This is a genomic window from Edwardsiella tarda ATCC 15947 = NBRC 105688 (genome assembly GCF_003113495.2).
GTDB lineage: Bacteria > Pseudomonadota > Gammaproteobacteria > Enterobacterales > Enterobacteriaceae > Edwardsiella > Edwardsiella tarda.
Window position 1 is genome coordinate 2,274,824 of record NZ_CP084506.1, and the last position, 16,403, is coordinate 2,291,226.

Here is a 16,403-nt window from a genome sequence, read left to right on the forward strand (position 1 = left end):
GCTTATTCCTGCTCCCCAGTAGTCAATTTGCCCTCTCGATCCCAAAGCAAGCGGGGATCAAACACCATCGCCGAGATCATCGTGATGATGACCACGGCAGCAAACAAAATCGCCCCGACATCGGGGTAAATACTCATCAGACGCCCCATACTCACCAATGAGGAGAGCACGGCGATGACAAACACGTCGATCATCGACCAGCGACCGACGAACTCGACAATCTCATAGATAGTATGCATACGCTCACTGTCGCGACGTACGCCATGGCGGGTCGACCAACACAGCCAGGCGATCGCCAAGATCTTCAACGATGGCACCATGATACTGGCGATGAAGATCACCATCGCCACCGGGTAAGATCCCTCGCCCCATAACAGGATCACCCCGGCCATGATGGTTGATGTCAGCTTACTGCCTAACGCTTGAGTCACCATAATGGGCAATAAGTTGGCGGGGATATACAGCATCAACGCCGTCACCAACAGGGCTAACGTCCATTGCAGGCTGTTGCGACGCCGAGCATAACCCGTCGTCAGGCATCGCGGACACTGGCGCTGCGTCATCGGCAGAATGGCGGTGCAGCAGGCGCAGGAACGGACTCCCTGGCGTAGCCCGCTCTCTCCGCTATGGTAGGGCACGGCACAGGGGGGTTGTGGCGCAATATCATCCCAGAGCAGACGACGATCGACCATCTGAAAGGCGCGTACCTGTAACAGGCAAAAGAGGCAGTAAGCCCAAAAACTGCTACCGACCCCCACGTCACCATAGGCCATCAACTTAACAAAACTGACCAATACCCCGGCGAGAAAGATCTCGACCATACACCAAGTGCGGCACTGTAGCAGAATACGCGCTAACCCCACCCGTAGGGGGTGAGGCAACGGTACCCGTAGAGAGAGCAGGATGATCACCACCATGCAGAAGGCGGGGATCAGCTGTACGAAAATCATAAACAGCGTCGCGATGCTGATATAGTTCTCCGCCATCAGCATACTCGGGATCTGGATCAGCGTGATGGCGTTGCTCAGCCCAGCCACCGACATGGTGACGAACGAAAACAGATTCGCCACCAGCAGCAGAAACAAAGCGCTGCATGCATACAGCGTCGGCTGAAGATGCGGGTGGCGCCAGCGCATCGCCAACGTGGTTCCACAGCGTGGACAGACGCTCTTCATTCCCCATGCCAGACGTGGCAGCGTGACCAACATGTCACACTGTGGGCAGAGCATGTGAGCGTCGGCTGGATCCTGTGTATTGCACATATCGTTATCCAGTTATAAAAAAGCCTGACATGCCGCGCCCCGCGCGGCCATCAGGCTGATGATGATCCCTGCGACTATAGCCTCAATCAGCTAGCGTTTTTTTGCGTTTCAAGGGATTCCCAGCGCGCATAGGCCTCTTCTAACGCTTGCTCGCTATCGGCTAACGCCTGCAAGACCGGTTGAGTCTCGCCGTGCGGCAAGGTAAAGAAGGCCGGATCGGCAACACGCTGCTGCAGCTCGCTCACCTGCTCCTCCAGCGTCTCAATACGTTGCGGCAGCTGCTCCAGCTCCCTCAACTGATTGTAGCTCAGCTTGGTGTTGCTGCGTCGGCGCTCCACCTTCGCCTCTTCCTTCACCGGCGGCGCGCTGACCACGGCGACCGGCTGACGCAACGCCTGCGAGGCGGACTGCTGTTGATGTGCATCGGCATAACCACCGGCGTAATGGCCGATGACCCCATCGCCCTCGAAGATCCAGCAGTCGGTCACGCAGTTATCGACAAACTGACGATCATGGCTGACCAGTAGCACCGTTCCCGGATAATTGGCGACCAACTCCTCCAGCAGTTCTAGGGTTTCGATGTCCAAATCGTTGGTCGGTTCATCGAGCACCAGCAAATTACTCGGTTTTAGGAACAATCTCGCCAACAATAGGCGGTTACGCTCGCCGCCGGACAGCGCCCGTACCGGCGTCATCGCCCGCTTGGGATGGAAGAGGAAGTCTTGCAGATAACCGAGCACGTGACGAGAGCGCCCATTGACCATCACCTCCTGTTTCCCTTCCGCCAAGTTATCCATCACCGTCTTGTCGGGGCCCAGTTCGGCGCGATGCTGGTCGAAATAGGCGATCTCCAACTTGGTACCGCAGCGTACCCGGCCGCTATCGGGTGCCAGTTGGCCGAGCATCAGCTTCAGCAACGTGGTCTTACCGCAGCCGTTGGCCCCCACCAGCGCGATCTTGTCGCCGCGCTGCACCTGAGCCGAGAAGTCTCGCACCAGGGTCCGCTCGCCGCACCGGTAGCTGACATCTTCCAGTTCAAAGACGATCTTACCGGAGCGCAGCGCCTCTTCGGCCTGCATCCGGGCGTTCCCCTGCTGCGCACGGCGTTGGGCATGCTCCTGACGCATCGATTTCAGGGCGCGAACACGCCCCTCGTTACGAGTACGGCGCGCCTTGATCCCTTGACGGATCCACGCCTCTTCCTGCGCCAAACGCCGATCGAACTCGGCATTCTGTAACTCCTCGACCCGTAGCGCCTCCTCCTTACCGACCAGGTAGGCATCGTAGTCTCCCGGCCAGGAGACCAATTTACCCCGGTCGAGATCGACAATACGCGTCGCCATGGCGCGGATAAAGGCACGGTCATGGGAGATAAAGATAATGCTGCCGCTGAACTCCTTGAGGAACCCCTCCAGCCAGGTGATGGTATCGATATCCAGATGGTTCGTCGGCTCATCCAGCAACAATACATCCGGCTCGCACACCAGGGCACGCGCCAACGCCGCCTTACGCAGCCACCCACCGGAGAGCGACGACAGCGCGGCGTCGGCCTCTAACCCCAACTTGGTCAATACATCCCGGATACGGGTATCCATGCGCCAGATCCCCTGGTGCTCCAGGCGCTCCTGCAAGTCGGCCAGTTGACGCAGGTGTTGTTCGCTAGGATCACGCTCGACCTTACGCAGCAATTCGTGGTAATCGCGTAGCTGCTGAGCCTGTTCGGCTACCCCGTCCGCGACGAAGTCGAAGACCGAACCGGCGACATCGCGCGGCGGGTCCTGTTGCAGGCGGGAAACCACCAGATCCTGGGCATACACCACCCGCCCATCATCCAGCGCCAGTTCACGCCCGAGGATCTTCAGCAGGGTCGACTTCCCCGCCCCGTTACGCCCGACCAAGCAGACGCGTTCATTCGGCTCGATATGCAACTCGGCATTATCCAGCAGCGGCGCATCGCTAAAGGAGAGCCAGGCGCCAGAAAGACTGATCAAAGACATCGCTTATTTTTCCTCGCCGGCATGGGTAATCAGCCAGCAATTGTGGATCTGGCGGTTACGGACAAAATCGGCAGACAGGGTGCGCTCGGTGATCTCCTGCGCCTGCAACCCCAGTCGCGTCATTCCCGCTTGATCCATCTTAAAGCCACGTTTGTTGTTAGAGAACATGATGGCGCCGCCCGGACGCAGGATACGCGCCAGATCCGCCATCAAGTCCAAATGATCGCGCTGCACGTCGAAGGTTCCCTCCATACGCTTCGAGTTGGAGAAGGTCGGCGGATCGATGAAGATCAGATCGAACTTATCCTCGCAGTGGCGCAGGTAGGCCAGGCAATCCGCCTGTACCAGGCGATGCTGGCGGCCAGTCAAGCCATTGAGGCGCAGATTCCGCTCCGCCCACTCCAGATAGGTCCGCGACATATCCACGGTGGTGGTCGAGCGCGCGCCGCCCAGGCCCGCATAGACGCTGGCACTACCGGTGTAGGCAAACAGGTTGAGGAAATCCTTGCCACGGCTCATCTCGCCCAGCATACGGCGGGCGATACGGTGGTCGATAAACAGCCCACTGTCCAGGTAGTCGGTCAGGTTAACCCAGAAATGAGCGCCATACTCGCGCACCTCCATGAATTCGCCCTTCTGCGCCAGCTTCTCATACTGGCTCTTACCCTTCTGCCGTTCGCGGGTCTTCAGGATCAGGTTGTTTCCGCTGATCCCCATGACCGACTGCGTCACATTCACCACATCGAACAGGCGCTGACGCGCCTTCTGCGCATCCACGCTCTTCGGCGGCGCATACTCCTGGATCACCACCTTGTCGGCATAGCGATCGACCGCCACATTATACTCCGGCAGATCGGCGTCATAGACGCGGTAGCACTCCAGCCCCTGCTGGCGCGCCCACTTATCAAATTTTTTCAGATTCTTGCGCAGGCGGTTGGCATAATCCTGTGCCACCTCACCGCCCTCGCCTTGCGGCGTCGCGCTAAGACGGTAGTTCTTCTGCACGCACTCCAGCGGGCCGTTCTTGGCCTTGAACTGGCGTTCGGCGCGCAACTGCAAGCAACTCAACAGCTCCGGCGAGGCACTGAATAGCGACAGTTGCCATCCCGCGAACTCGCGCTTCATGATGCGCCCCAGGGTATTATGCAAGGCGATCAGCGCCGGTTCGCTCTCTAGGCGCTCACCATAGGGCGGGTTGCTCACGACCGTGCCCTGCGGCCCCTCGGGTAACGGGTTATGCAGCTGTGCCACATCGCCCGCATTGAAGGTGATCAGGGACGCGACGCCGGCGCGACGGGCGTTGGCGCGGGCCATCTCCAATACGCGACGATCGAGATCGTAACCGAAGAAGCGCGAAGTGGTCTGCTCTAGGCCAAGACGCGCGCGACGCTGCGCCTCGACACATACCGCCTGCCATAATTCGGCGTCGTGGCCGAGCCAGGCAGTAAAGCCCCAACGGGTACGTTGCAGACCCGGCGCATGATCGGAGGCCATCATCGCCGCCTCGATCAAGAGGGTACCGGAGCCACACATCGGATCGACCAGCGGTGTGCCCGGCTGCCAACCGGAGCGCAGTACCACGGCGGCCGCCAGCGTCTCCTTAAGCGGTGCCTGACCCGTCAAGTCGCGGTAGCCACGCTGATGTAGCCCTTCACCGCTGAGATCCAGCGACACCACGGCGCGCTCGCGTTGCAAGTTAACGTTGATGCGAATATTGGGATCTTGTTTGGCCACGCTGGGGCGTGCGTCGATACTACGGGTGAAACGATCGACGATGGCGTCCTTCACCTTCAAGGCGCCGTATTGACTGTTACGGATCTCCTCGTTGGTACCGCTAAAATGCACCGCAAAGGTCTTATCGACACCAAACAGCGTCGTCCAATCGATCGCCTGCACCCCCAGGTAGAGGTCCAGATCGCTGTACACGTTGAACTCGCCCAGCGGCAGCATGATGCGCGAGGCCAAACGGCTCCACATCAGACTTTGATAGAGCAAACGCCCATCTCCCCTGAAATGCACGCCACCTTGGACGATCTGGCAGTCATGCGCACCGAGCCCTTCCAATTCATTTTTCAGTAGTTCTTCGAGACCGCGCGCGGTGCTGGCAAAAAGAGATTTCATGTTTTCACTATCGCTATCAGTCAGTTATGGATGATTTTTTCACGGATGTCGCCGCCAGCCCATCGATACAGCGCCGAAGAGGCCGAGCAAAACGATCACGGTGAGAGTAAACCCGACATTTTCCACTTTTCCCCGCCGCCATGCCATCCCTAGCGCGTTTTTTTACATATTTTCCCCCTCAATCAAGGGAGCGAGCGACGACGGCGGCAATTTTTGTTAACTTCCCCAGCCACGGCTATGCTTAAATGCCCGGCCGCATCGAGGCGTGCTGCCTCTTCATCAGACTCCTGGCAAGGTGGGTTATCATGCACGGGACGAAACCCCAGCGTCACCATATTCCATTGCGCGTCAAAGCCGAGCAGCATCAATTCGGCTGGCTATTTGCCTCGCTCATCGGCGTATTTTTTATCAACCTCATCCCCAACATTGGCGATCTACAAATCAAGTCGCTAATCTGCCTGACACTACAAGGGATCGCCGGTTTTAACGTCGTATTACGCCGTTATCGTAAGTTCGTCACGGTGCCGATTATTGTCAATATTGTTATATTTCTCTTCTTCCCCCACTCGGTTCCCTTCGTCGTGCTGGGAAAAATGTTATATCTGTATTTCTTCACCCTGGTCACTATCGCCGTGGTACGTAAAGTCATTCTCGCCACCCGCGTCGATATCGAGGTATTACTGGCCGCCCTTAGCGGTTTTCTGCTAATTGGCTATATCGGTCTGTTTATCTTCTCGAGTATCGAAGTGTTACATCCCGGCTCGTTTAAGGGGATCGGCGGCGATCAGCAGCAGATGTTTAATGATCTGTTCTATTACTCTTTCATCAGTATTCTCACCGTCGGTTATGGCGATATTGTGGCCGTTTCCTGGCCAGCGCGTAACGCGACCATTCTGGTGGTGCTCCTGGGGTATATTTACTCTCTGGTGTTTATCGCCCGTATCGTTAGCGACTTTCCCAAGCTGGCACCGCTATGCGGCAAAGAGGAGGAGGAAGAGAAGGAAGCCAACGCGGATACCGAGGCCCTCCCGCAGAATAAAAGAGCCCGGAGGGCTAGGAGACGGAAACACTAAGCGAGAGCCGCGCGCATGGATTTGCCTATCCCACGCCATGGCCCTTCAAGCAAAAAGCCAGCGTATCCGCTGGCTTTTCTCATTGGGCATCGACTCAATCGCCGATCCCCTGCTAACCGCCGCGTCGTCGCGGCTCAGTCAGGCTTATTTCTGCGCGATGGCACGCATGGTGTCATCGATCGCCGTAATCAGCAGCATCTGCGGATCGGCCGCACACACCTGATTCAGCTTGTCGATGACGGCCTTATCGGTGTCGGCAGTCTTAGCGATCTTCAGCCCACGGCTCTCAACGCTGGCGTTACCCATGATAGCGACAACCTCAGCCACCCCGGCGCTGTCGGTCTTAGCCAACTCGCCAGCATCGGCACACGTCATGTACACTTCGGCCGGCAAACCGGATTTAATGTCGTAAGATTGCGCCCATACGGTCGGCGCTGCAGCCAGAGCAGAAACTAAGAACAATACCTTTTTCACATGCAATTCCTTCTGTTTTATTGGATCCGGCCGATGATCGCGCCGCCAGCACCGCCGACGACAGCCCCTTTGATGGCGCCCTCTATGCCGTTACCGGACAAAACGCCCGCGACGGCGCCGACGGTCGCCCCAATGGTTGCCCCTTTACGGGCTTTCTTGCCTTTATGACCTTTTTCACTGATGGCGCCGACACCGGCACCCAACGCCGCACCCTTAAGCACGCCGTTAACACCATTACCGGACAACAGGCCGGCGGTCGCCCCCAGTAACGCCCCTTTAGTGGTGCGGCTCGGGCCGGCTAACGAAGCCGTTGAAAAAGTCAGCAATGACACCGTAGTCACTGCAATCAGCGTTTTCCTTAGCGCTGACGGGAATTTCCCTGACGCGTCAAACATATCAACCTCCCTTGATGATCGTGACGTTTGCCATTGAGCGCATGATAACACGAACAATCCTAGCCTTGGGGTCTGATACCGGATATTCGTCTAAATAAAGTACAATTTGGCAGGTAATAGCGGGAATTTAGGATTATTACCTAAAGGCGTGCGACCCAAGAAAAGGAGGGGGCGTCGCGAGAAGAAAGGCGCTTATCCGGCGTAAGCCAAGGCATCGCAGGCGGCGACCAGGGGCGCATGATGCAGCGGCAGCAGGCGATCGTGCATCACCTTAATCGCTTCGCCTAATCGCTGTGTCTTCCCTGCCAACACCAGCTGTGGTTGCGCCAGCAAACATAGGCTAGCGTGCTCACCCGGCTCGACCACTAACAAACGCCCCCAGCCACTCCCATCCTGTAGTTGCACGGCGACCAGTTCACCGAGCGATGGAACATAACGCCCCGACTGGCAAGTAAAGTGCCAGCTCTTCGGCATCAACGGCTTGAGAAAACGTTGCGCGACCAGGGCGTTGAGCACCAGTTCGGTATGCAGTGACGCCTCCAGCTCACACGCCTGACAACGCTCCAGGAAGTGATAATAATTAGCGACATCATCGAGACAAAAGGTGCTGACATCGAACGCATCCGGCGTCAACATCTTGGCAGGAAAACGGGAGCGAAAAACCATGCCATTCGCCAAATCCAGCATCAGACGATCGTGTTGTTGATCAAAGAACCAACGCCAGCGATCCCCGGGCTTTATATTCATGTGTTACTCCCCCTGACCATAAACTCCCTGGCAACATAACGATCCTGGCGAACGATGTCACGTTACCGTCAGCCATCGACTCAACGCCTGCATAAATAAACAACGGATTGTTTGAAATATAGACTAGCCCGCGACAGAAATAAAGTCCCGGGCTAAATAGGGAGGGATAAAGCGTTAGATGTAGTTAACGATCTCTTTAACGAGACCCGGCCCTTTGAAGATGAATCCGGAATAAATCTGCACCAGCGAAGCACCCGCTTGCATTTTTTCCCGCGCGGCAATGACCGAATCAATACCACCAACACCGATAATCGGCAGGCGACCCTGTAATTCGGCGGAGAGCAGGCGAATAATTTCGGTGCTCTTTAATTGCAAGGGACGACCACTCAGTCCCCCGCTTTGAGCGCAATGATTGAGACCGGCGACCAGCGAGCGATCCAGCGTCGTGTTGGTCGCGATCACCCCATCGATACCGTGACGTACCAGGCTATCGGCCACCTGCACCAACTCTTCATGACTAAGATCGGGCGCGATTTTTACCGCCAGTGGGACATACTTGGCATGCTTCTGCTGTAATTCTGCCTGCTTATTTTTAATCGCGGCCAGCAAATCATCCAAGGCTTCACCATATTGCAGGGTACGCAACCCCGGCGTATTCGGTGAGGAAATATTGACCGCGATATAACCGGCATAGGAATACACCTTATCCATACAGATCAGATAATCATCCTTACCCTGCTCTACCGGTGTATCTTTATTCTTACCGATATTAATGCCGAGCACGCCACCGAAATGGGACTTTTTGACGTTCTCGACCAAATTATCGACGCCCAGGTTGTTAAAACCCATGCGGTTAATTAACCCTTCTGCCTCGACGATACGGAATAGACGCGGCTTCTCGTTACCTGGTTGCGGACGCGGCGTGACGGTCCCCACCTCGATGGATCCGAACCCCATGGCGCCCAACGCATCGATGCATTCGCCATCCTTGTCCAACCCTGCGGCCAATCCGAGCGGATTCTTGAAGGACAATCCCATGCAGCTGACCGGTTTACTCGGCACGGACTGGCGCACCAAGCCGAGGAGCGGCGTACCACTGATACGATGCAGTTGCTTAAAGGTAAACTCGTGCGCACGTTCCGGATCGAGTTGAAAGAGTGCCTTCCTGATAAAAGGGTAGAACATGAGATCTCCTGATTCCCGTTGCCAAACGGGGCGCTATTATCGGGTAAGTCGCGACGAATTGGAATTGATTAAAGACAAAATAGGCCGACAAAGGCAAACGTTTTACCCCCCGCCCGATAGGGTTAGCACGCGGCTAATCGCCGCCTCGATCATTATCCTGATTACCATATTAACGGGAACGATATCAGGCGCCCTCACTTCGCGAGACAATTACACCGAGCGAAGTGACCACGGCCGCCGACCGCTCACCGACTTCTGTGTCACACCGTTAGTCATCAATCATGGAGAAGGCGTGGTTACCTGGGCGCTAACCTTAACGCCGCCCCGCCTCATGCCGTCACGAGACGACACGCCACAGAGCCCACCGGGCGTGTCACGCCATGGCTCAGCCTAGCCGAATCGTATGATTGGATAGGGGCCAGCGGCGCGCGCAGCGCCGGTGACGCGCTATGTCGGCAAGAATAGAAGGCAAGAATAGAAATAGCACAGAGCCCCCGAGGGGGGCCTGCGGCGCCGAGTCGCGGGCATGATGGCGAAAGTCCGACGTCTCCCTCACACCGTTCGATAGACGCTAATCTCGACCAGATTACCGTCCGGATCGCGCAGATATAGGCTATCGATCGGCCCGCAGGCGCCGGTACGCGGCACCACCCCCAACTCAATCGTCAACCCACGCGCCTCCAGCTCCCGCTTAATCTGCTGAATATCCCCCTGCGCCAACAGGCAAATGTCCAAGCTACCGTAGGTCACCTGACGCGCGGCCGGGGTAAACTCCGCCTTGCGGCGGTGAATATTGATCTTCTGATTACCGAAGGTCAGCGCTAGACGATCGTTGCGCCGCTCCAACGTCATGCCTAACCCATCGACATAGAAGGCCAGCGTCTGCTCGACATCCTCCACGGTGATCACCACGTGATCGATTCCTGTAATTACCATTCCTCACCTCCTGATAAAACACGCTAGGCCGGGCCACGCCACCCCGCCCGGGGCGCAGGCAAAAAAATACCGGCCCAGAGAGCCGGTAGAGATAGGGCAGTCATCCCACGATCAGGACTCCAACGCCCGGGTGATCTTCTCATACAGATCGCCAGAGAGGTTATCCAATGCCAACAACGTCTCCAACTGTTTACGCATCAGCGCTTGGCGCCCCTCGTCGTAACGTTTCAAACGGATCAACGGATCCACCATGCGAGCGGCGACCTGTGGGTTACGGCGATTCAAGTCACTCAAGATCGCCGTCAGGAAGGCATAACCGGAGCCGTCGGGAGCGTGGAAGGCACGCGGGTTCAACTGGGCAAAGGCACCGACCAGCGCACGCGTCCGGTTCGGGTTGCTTAAGGTAAAGGCGCGGTGGTGTAACAACTGACGCACACGATCCAGAACGTCATCATCCGGGGCGGTCGCCTGCAGGGTAAACCACTTGTCCATCACCAACCCATCCTGATGCCAGCGCTGATCGAACTCATCCATCAACGCAGTACGGCACGGCAATTGTGCCGCCATCGCCGCCGACAGCGCGCCGAGCGCATCGGTCATGTTGTCGGCCTGGTGATACTGCGCGCTGACCAAGGCATCCGCCTGCGCCACATCGGGCCCGAAGGCCAAATAACGCAGGCAGACATTGCGCAGCGCGCGCTTGGCGATATCGCCATGCTCGATACGGTAGAGCGACGTCGCGTTCTGATGGTAGGCCGCCAACCACTCCCCGGCCAACTGTTGCGCCAGCAGACGGGTCATCGCCTGATGGACCTGAGCGATGGCCTCGGGGTCGATCAGGCTGAACAGCTCGGCCATCTCCACCTCGGAGGGTAACGTCAGGATCTGGGCGCGTAACGCCGGATCGCGCTGCTCGTCGCGTAACACGTTGCCGAAGGCCGTCACCACATGCTCGGGCAACGACAATGGCTGTCCCTGCTGGCTACGGGAGACATTCAGACGCACATACTTGGCCAACAGCATCTGTGCCGCATCCCAACGCGCGAAGTCGTTGCGGGCATGCTGCATCAGGAACGTCAGCTGCTGATCGCTGTAGGGATATTCCAGACGTACCGGCGCGGAGAACTCACGCAGTAGCGACGGTGTCGGCGCCTGCGGCACATTATCAAAGGCAAAACTCTGCTCCGACTCGGTCACGCTCAAGACGTTGCCGACCGCCTGCCCATCCATCACCAAGGGGATCACCTGGCCATCGGCATCGTACAGTTCGATATCCAGCGGGATGTGCAGCGGTTGCTTATCGGCCTGATCGGCCGTCGCCGGTGTGCTCTGGGTGACATACAGGCGATACTGGCGCCGTTCGGCGTCGTATTCGTCGCGTACCGTCAACAGCGGCGTACCGGATTGGCTATACCAACGACGGAACAGCGTCAGCTCGATGCCCGAGGCGTCTTCCATCGCCTGGACAAAGTCATCGCAGGTGGCGGCGCTGCCGTCATGGCGCGCAAAGTAGAGGCGCATCCCGGCCTGGAACTTCTCTTCGCCCAGCAGGGTATGCAGCATACGGATCACCTCGGCCCCCTTCTCATACACCGTTAGGGTATAGAAGTTGTTCATCTCGATGACCTTCTCCGGCCGGATCGGGTGTGCCATCGGACTGGCGTCCTCGGCGAACTGGGCGCCGCGTAGTACGCGCACGTTGTCGATGCGGTTGACCGCCCGTGAGCCTAAGTCAGAGCTGAACTCCTGGTCGCGGAACACCGTCAGCCCCTCTTTGAGGCTCAGTTGGAACCAGTCACGGCAGGTCACGCGGTTCCCGGTCCAGTTATGGAAGTATTCATGGCCGATCACCGATTCAATATTCAGGTAATCTTTGTCGGTCGCGGTCTGCGCCTTGGCCAGCACGAACTTGGCGTTGAAGATATTCAACCCCTTGTTCTCCATCGCCCCCATATTAAAGAAATCCACCGCCACGACCATGTAGATATCCAGATCGTACTCCAGGCCGAAGCGCTGTTCGTCCCAACGCATGGCGTTCTTCAGCGAGGTCATCGCCCACTCGGCACGGTCGAGGTTACCGCGATCGACATACAGCTCCAGCGCGACGCTGCGCCCGCTACGGGTAATAAAGGTATCGCTCAGCCGATCGAAGTCACCGGCCACCAGCGCGAACAGATAACAGGGTTTGGGGAACGGATCTTCCCACTGTACCCAATGGCGGCCATCCGCCAGCTCGCCCTGCTCGATCCGGTTACCGTTAGAGAGTAGATAAGGATAGCGCGCCTTATCCGCCACGATGCGGGTACGGAAACGGGCCAGGACATCGGGACGATCCAAATAGTAGGTAATGTGGCGGAACCCCTCGGCCTCGCACTGGGTGCATAGCGCCTCGCCGGACTGGTAGAGCCCCTCTAGGGCGCTGTTCTGCGCCGGGTAGATCTCGTTGACGATGGTCAGGGTAAACTGGGATGGTACCCCTTGAATGATCAGCTGATTACCCTCAATCCGGTAGTCGCTCCACGGCAAACCATCCACGGCCAGCGAGCGCAGGGTCAGCGCCTCGCCATCCAGCACCAGCGGTGCACCCGGGCTACCCAGCAGTCGAACCTGGCTGATCGCCGTCACCGTGGTGAGGTCGGCGTCGAGGACAAAGTCTAAATCCAGATCGGTGATGGTGTAATCCGGCGCTTGATAATCGCGGCGATACTTCGCCTGTGGTTGTTGAGTCATAGCTACCCTTGTTGGCTCTCTTTGGCTGGGCGGCAGTGGGCGGGTGGGTGCGCGACCCGTCGAGACGGGATGCCTCCCCGCCACCTACGCGATCTGTGCGGACACCGTGCTACGCGGCGCCACACCCCTTATTGTCGCAGCATATCTTGTGCGATGGGATTGTTCCATACTATATAGCCGCACGCGGCGGGATAACACGCTCAGAGTGCTATGGTGCGTACGCGCCTCGCCCGTAACGGCAGAGAGAGGCCTGGATTTTTCCCGGCTCGTGGCGTCGGACCGGCGCCCAATCCGCGACCTATCGGCCACCGTTTGCGTAGATTATCGGTTCATTCTGCGCATAAACTAGGTATACTCCTTCGACTTTTGTCAATAATCCCTGACGAGGATGCAGTAACGCGCCATGACTCAAGATGTCTCCCCGATTATCACTTCGCTGCTGGACACCGACGCCTATAAACTGCATATGCAACAGGCGGTGTTCCACCGTTACCGCAATGTCAGCGTGGCGGCGGAGTTTCGCTGCCGTGGCGACGAACTGCTGGGGGAATATGCCGACGAGATAGCCAGCCAGGTCAAACTGATGGGGCAGTTGACCCTGAGCCAAGATGAGTATGACTATCTGGCGGCCCTGCCCTTCTTCCAGCGTGACTACCTCGATTGGCTGCGTACCCTGCGACTCGACCCGGCACAGGTCGTCATCCGTAACGAGGGCGGTCGGTTAACGATCCGCATCAGTGGCCCCTGGCGCGAGGTGATCCTGTGGGAGGTGCCGCTACTGGCGGTGATCAGCGAAGTGGTACATCGCCATCGCTCCCCGCACATCACCCCACAGATCGCCATCGCACAGCTACAGCGCCGTTTAGCGTCGTTCCGTCAGTTGAGCAGCGATGTCGATCTCAGCGGCTTTCGCCTGATGGACTTTGGCACCCGGCGCCGCTTCTCGCGGGCGGTGCATCAGGCCATCCTGACGACCCTACAGCAGGAGTTCCCCTACCTGAGCGGCACCAGCAACTACCTATTTGCCAAACAAATGGGGTTGGCGCCGTTAGGCACCCAGGCGCATGAATGGTTCCAGGCTCACCAACAGATCTGCCCGGTACTGGCCAACAGCCAGCGCGCGGCGCTGCAATCTTGGCTGGATGAGTACCCCGATCAACTGGGGATCGCCCTGACCGACTGCATCACCATGGATGCCTTCCTGCGCGACTTTGGTAGCCAGTTCGCCGGCCACTACCAGGGGCTACGCCACGATTCGGGAGATCCGATCGCCTGGGGCGAGAAGGCCATCGCCCATTATGAGACGTTGGGCATCGATCCGCGCGACAAGGTGCTGGTCTTCTCCGATAGTCTGGATCTGCCGAAGGCTTTGGCGCTCTACCGCCACTTCCATGGCCGTATTCGCCTCAGCTTTGGCATCGGAACTCACCTGACCTGTGATCTGCCCGGAGTACGGCCGCTAAACATCGTCATCAAACTGGTGGAATGCAACGGCAAACCGGTCGCCAAGCTCTCCGATAGTCCGGGTAAGACCATCTGCCAGGATGCCGCCTTCGTCAAGGCGCTGCGCAAAGCCTTCGATCTGCCGCTGGTCAAACGCGCCAGCTGATCCCTTATCCGGTGCGATGCCATGCGGTGTGGCACCGGTTTTCCCCCCACTCACCCCATAATTAGGGGCAATGACACGAAAAAGTTACCTCAACGGGGCTTAATTCCGCTTGTGTCTGTTTGCATGACAAGTAACATAGCATCATGCCCTTGATCGATGAGGGGGCAAGGTTATTTGTCAATCAAGATCATTATAAAGAGAGAAATCTATGAGCGTAGTGCCTGTAGTCGACGTACTGCAAGGCCGCGTGGCGGTAGACACTGAGGTCACCGTTCGTGGCTGGGTACGTACCCGGAGAGATTCTAAAGCTGGTATCTCCTTCCTCGCCGTCTATGACGGCTCCTGCTTTGATCCGTTACAGGCCGTCGTGAATAATTCTCTGCCGAATTATGAAGATGAAGTGCTGCGCCTGACCACCGGCTGCTCGGTGGAAGTCAGCGGTCGCGTCGTGGCCTCGCCGGGCGAGGGGCAGAGTTTCGAGCTGCAAGCGACAGGCATCCGCGTGGTCGGCTGGGTCGAAGATCCGGATACCTACCCGATGGCGGCTAAGCGCCACAGCATCGAATACCTGCGTGAAGTCGCTCACCTGCGTCCGCGCACCAACCTGATCGGAGCCGTCGCCCGCGTGCGCCACACCCTGGCGCAGGCTATCCATCGCTATTTTCATGAGAACGGCTACTTCTGGGTCTCTACCCCGCTGATCACCGCCTCCGATACCGAAGGCGCCGGTGAGATGTTCCGTGTCTCTACCCTGGATATGGAAAACCTGCCACGCGACGCCGCCGGCAAGGTGGACTACAACGAAGACTTCTTCGGCCGCGAGGCTTTCCTGACGGTATCGGGTCAGCTGAACGGGGAAACTTACGCCTGTGCGCTCTCCAAGGTGTATACCTTCGGTCCGACTTTCCGCGCTGAAAACTCCAATACCAGCCGTCACCTGGCCGAATTCTGGATGGTTGAGCCGGAAGTCGCTTTCGCCGATCTGGACGCCATCGCCGGCGTGGCCGAAGGGATGCTGAAATATGTGTTTAAGGCGGTGCTGGAAGAGCGCGCCGACGACATGGCCTTCTTCGCCCAGCGTGTCGACAAAGATGCGGTCGAGCGGCTACAGCGCTTCATCACCTCCGACTTCGCCCAGGTCGACTACACGGATGCGATTACCATCCTGGAAAGCTGTGGTAAGCAGTTCGAAAACCCGGTGTTCTGGGGCGTCGATCTCTCCTCCGAGCATGAGCGCTACCTGGCCGAGCAGCACTTTAAGGCGCCGGTGGTGGTGAAAAACTATCCGAAAGACATCAAAGCCTTCTATATGCGTCTAAACGAAGACGGTAAGACCGTCGCAGCGATGGACGTGTTGGCGCCGGGGATCGGTGAGATCATCGGGGGCTCCCAGCGTGAAGAGCGTCTGGATATGCTGGACAAGCGTCTGGATGAGATGGGGCTGAAGAAAGAGGATTACTGGTGGTACCGCGATCTGCGCCGCTACGGCACCGTACCGCACTCCGGTTTCGGCCTCGGCTTCGAACGTCTGGTCGCCTATGTCACTGGGGTGCAGAACGTACGCGACGTGATCCCGTTCCCACGCACACCACGCAACGCAACATTCTGATCTAACACGCCATCGGCGCGTTACGATTCACTAACAAAAGCGGGGGTCAGCTAAGCTGACCCCCGCTTTTTTAAACTTAGACCTCTGTCACAAAGTTCCCTAATTTTTACATTTTGATACACATTATTTCATTATGTTACTGCTATAAGATATTTGTATCATTTTGCCTATGGATTATCATCGGTGTGGATGGAACACTGCCATCCAGACACAGGAAGACACCATACTCTCTAGCTTAGTTCCGCTGAGGGTTAAAAAAATCCCA

12 protein-coding genes are annotated in these 16,403 nt (G+C 57.6%); 3 read left to right on the forward strand and 9 right to left on the reverse strand.

Going from position 1 to position 16,403, the window contains the following annotated elements; genetic code table 11:
- Positions 1-2: 2 nt before the first annotated feature.
- From pqiA to rlmKL, 3 genes are all read right to left on the reverse strand, one after another.
- Complete coding sequence (pqiA, locus tag DCL27_RS10570; RefSeq protein ID WP_005292874.1) at positions 3-1,262, reverse strand: membrane integrity-associated transporter subunit PqiA; 1,260 nt, start codon at positions 1,260-1,262, stop codon at positions 3-5.
- Positions 1,263-1,348: 86 nt separating this feature from the next.
- Positions 1,349-3,259 (reverse strand): ABC transporter ATP-binding protein, encoded by a 1,911-nt coding sequence (locus DCL27_RS10575; RefSeq protein ID WP_228594427.1) that lies wholly within the window; start codon positions 3,257-3,259, stop codon positions 1,349-1,351.
- Between the two features lie 3 nt (positions 3,260-3,262).
- Entirely contained in the window at positions 3,263-5,380 is a 2,118-nt protein-coding gene (rlmKL, locus tag DCL27_RS10580) for a bifunctional 23S rRNA (guanine(2069)-N(7))-methyltransferase RlmK/23S rRNA (guanine(2445)-N(2))-methyltransferase RlmL (protein WP_035596955.1), read from the reverse strand.
- A 305-nt stretch (positions 5,381-5,685) separates the two neighbouring features.
- Here rlmKL and DCL27_RS10585 point away from each other — a divergent pair, with 305 nt between their 5' ends.
- Positions 5,686-6,453 (forward strand): potassium channel family protein, encoded by a 768-nt coding sequence (locus DCL27_RS10585; RefSeq protein WP_005292870.1) that lies wholly within the window; start codon positions 5,686-5,688, stop codon positions 6,451-6,453.
- 144 nt (positions 6,454-6,597) lie between these two features.
- Here DCL27_RS10585 and DCL27_RS10590 read toward each other — a convergent pair whose 3' ends face one another.
- From DCL27_RS10590 to pepN, 6 genes are all read right to left on the reverse strand, one after another.
- The gene (locus DCL27_RS10590; RefSeq protein WP_005284368.1) at positions 6,598-6,927 is read right to left on the reverse strand and encodes a YmgD family protein; all 330 of its coding nucleotides are present in this window, start codon (positions 6,925-6,927) and stop codon (positions 6,598-6,600) included.
- 17 nt (positions 6,928-6,944) lie between these two features.
- Positions 6,945-7,322 (reverse strand): glycine zipper family protein, encoded by a 378-nt coding sequence (locus DCL27_RS10595; protein WP_005284364.1) that lies wholly within the window; start codon positions 7,320-7,322, stop codon positions 6,945-6,947.
- A gap of 192 nt (positions 7,323-7,514) precedes the next feature.
- Positions 7,515-8,069 carry a cell division protein ZapC gene (locus DCL27_RS10600; RefSeq protein WP_035596952.1) on the reverse strand — a complete coding sequence of 185 codons (555 nt, stop codon included), beginning with the start codon at positions 8,067-8,069 and terminating at the stop codon, positions 7,515-7,517.
- Positions 8,070-8,243: 174 nt separating this feature from the next.
- Complete coding sequence (pyrD, locus tag DCL27_RS10605; RefSeq protein WP_005284357.1) at positions 8,244-9,254, reverse strand: quinone-dependent dihydroorotate dehydrogenase; 1,011 nt, start codon at positions 9,252-9,254, stop codon at positions 8,244-8,246.
- A 552-nt stretch (positions 9,255-9,806) separates the two neighbouring features.
- The gene (locus DCL27_RS10610; protein ID WP_035596949.1) at positions 9,807-10,190 is read right to left on the reverse strand and encodes a VOC family protein; all 384 of its coding nucleotides are present in this window, start codon (positions 10,188-10,190) and stop codon (positions 9,807-9,809) included.
- Between the two features lie 111 nt (positions 10,191-10,301).
- Positions 10,302-12,920 (reverse strand): aminopeptidase N, encoded by a 2,619-nt coding sequence (gene pepN, locus DCL27_RS10615; RefSeq protein WP_035596946.1) that lies wholly within the window; start codon positions 12,918-12,920, stop codon positions 10,302-10,304.
- 403 nt (positions 12,921-13,323) lie between these two features.
- Between pepN and pncB the strand changes: the two genes are divergently transcribed.
- Positions 13,324-14,529 (forward strand): nicotinate phosphoribosyltransferase, encoded by a 1,206-nt coding sequence (gene pncB, locus DCL27_RS10620; protein WP_005284345.1) that lies wholly within the window; start codon positions 13,324-13,326, stop codon positions 14,527-14,529.
- 208 nt (positions 14,530-14,737) lie between these two features.
- A complete protein-coding gene (gene asnS, locus DCL27_RS10625) occupies positions 14,738-16,138 on the forward strand; it encodes an asparagine--tRNA ligase (RefSeq protein ID WP_005284344.1) in 1,401 nt (466 codons plus the stop codon).
- The last annotated feature ends 265 nt before the right edge of the window (positions 16,139-16,403 follow it).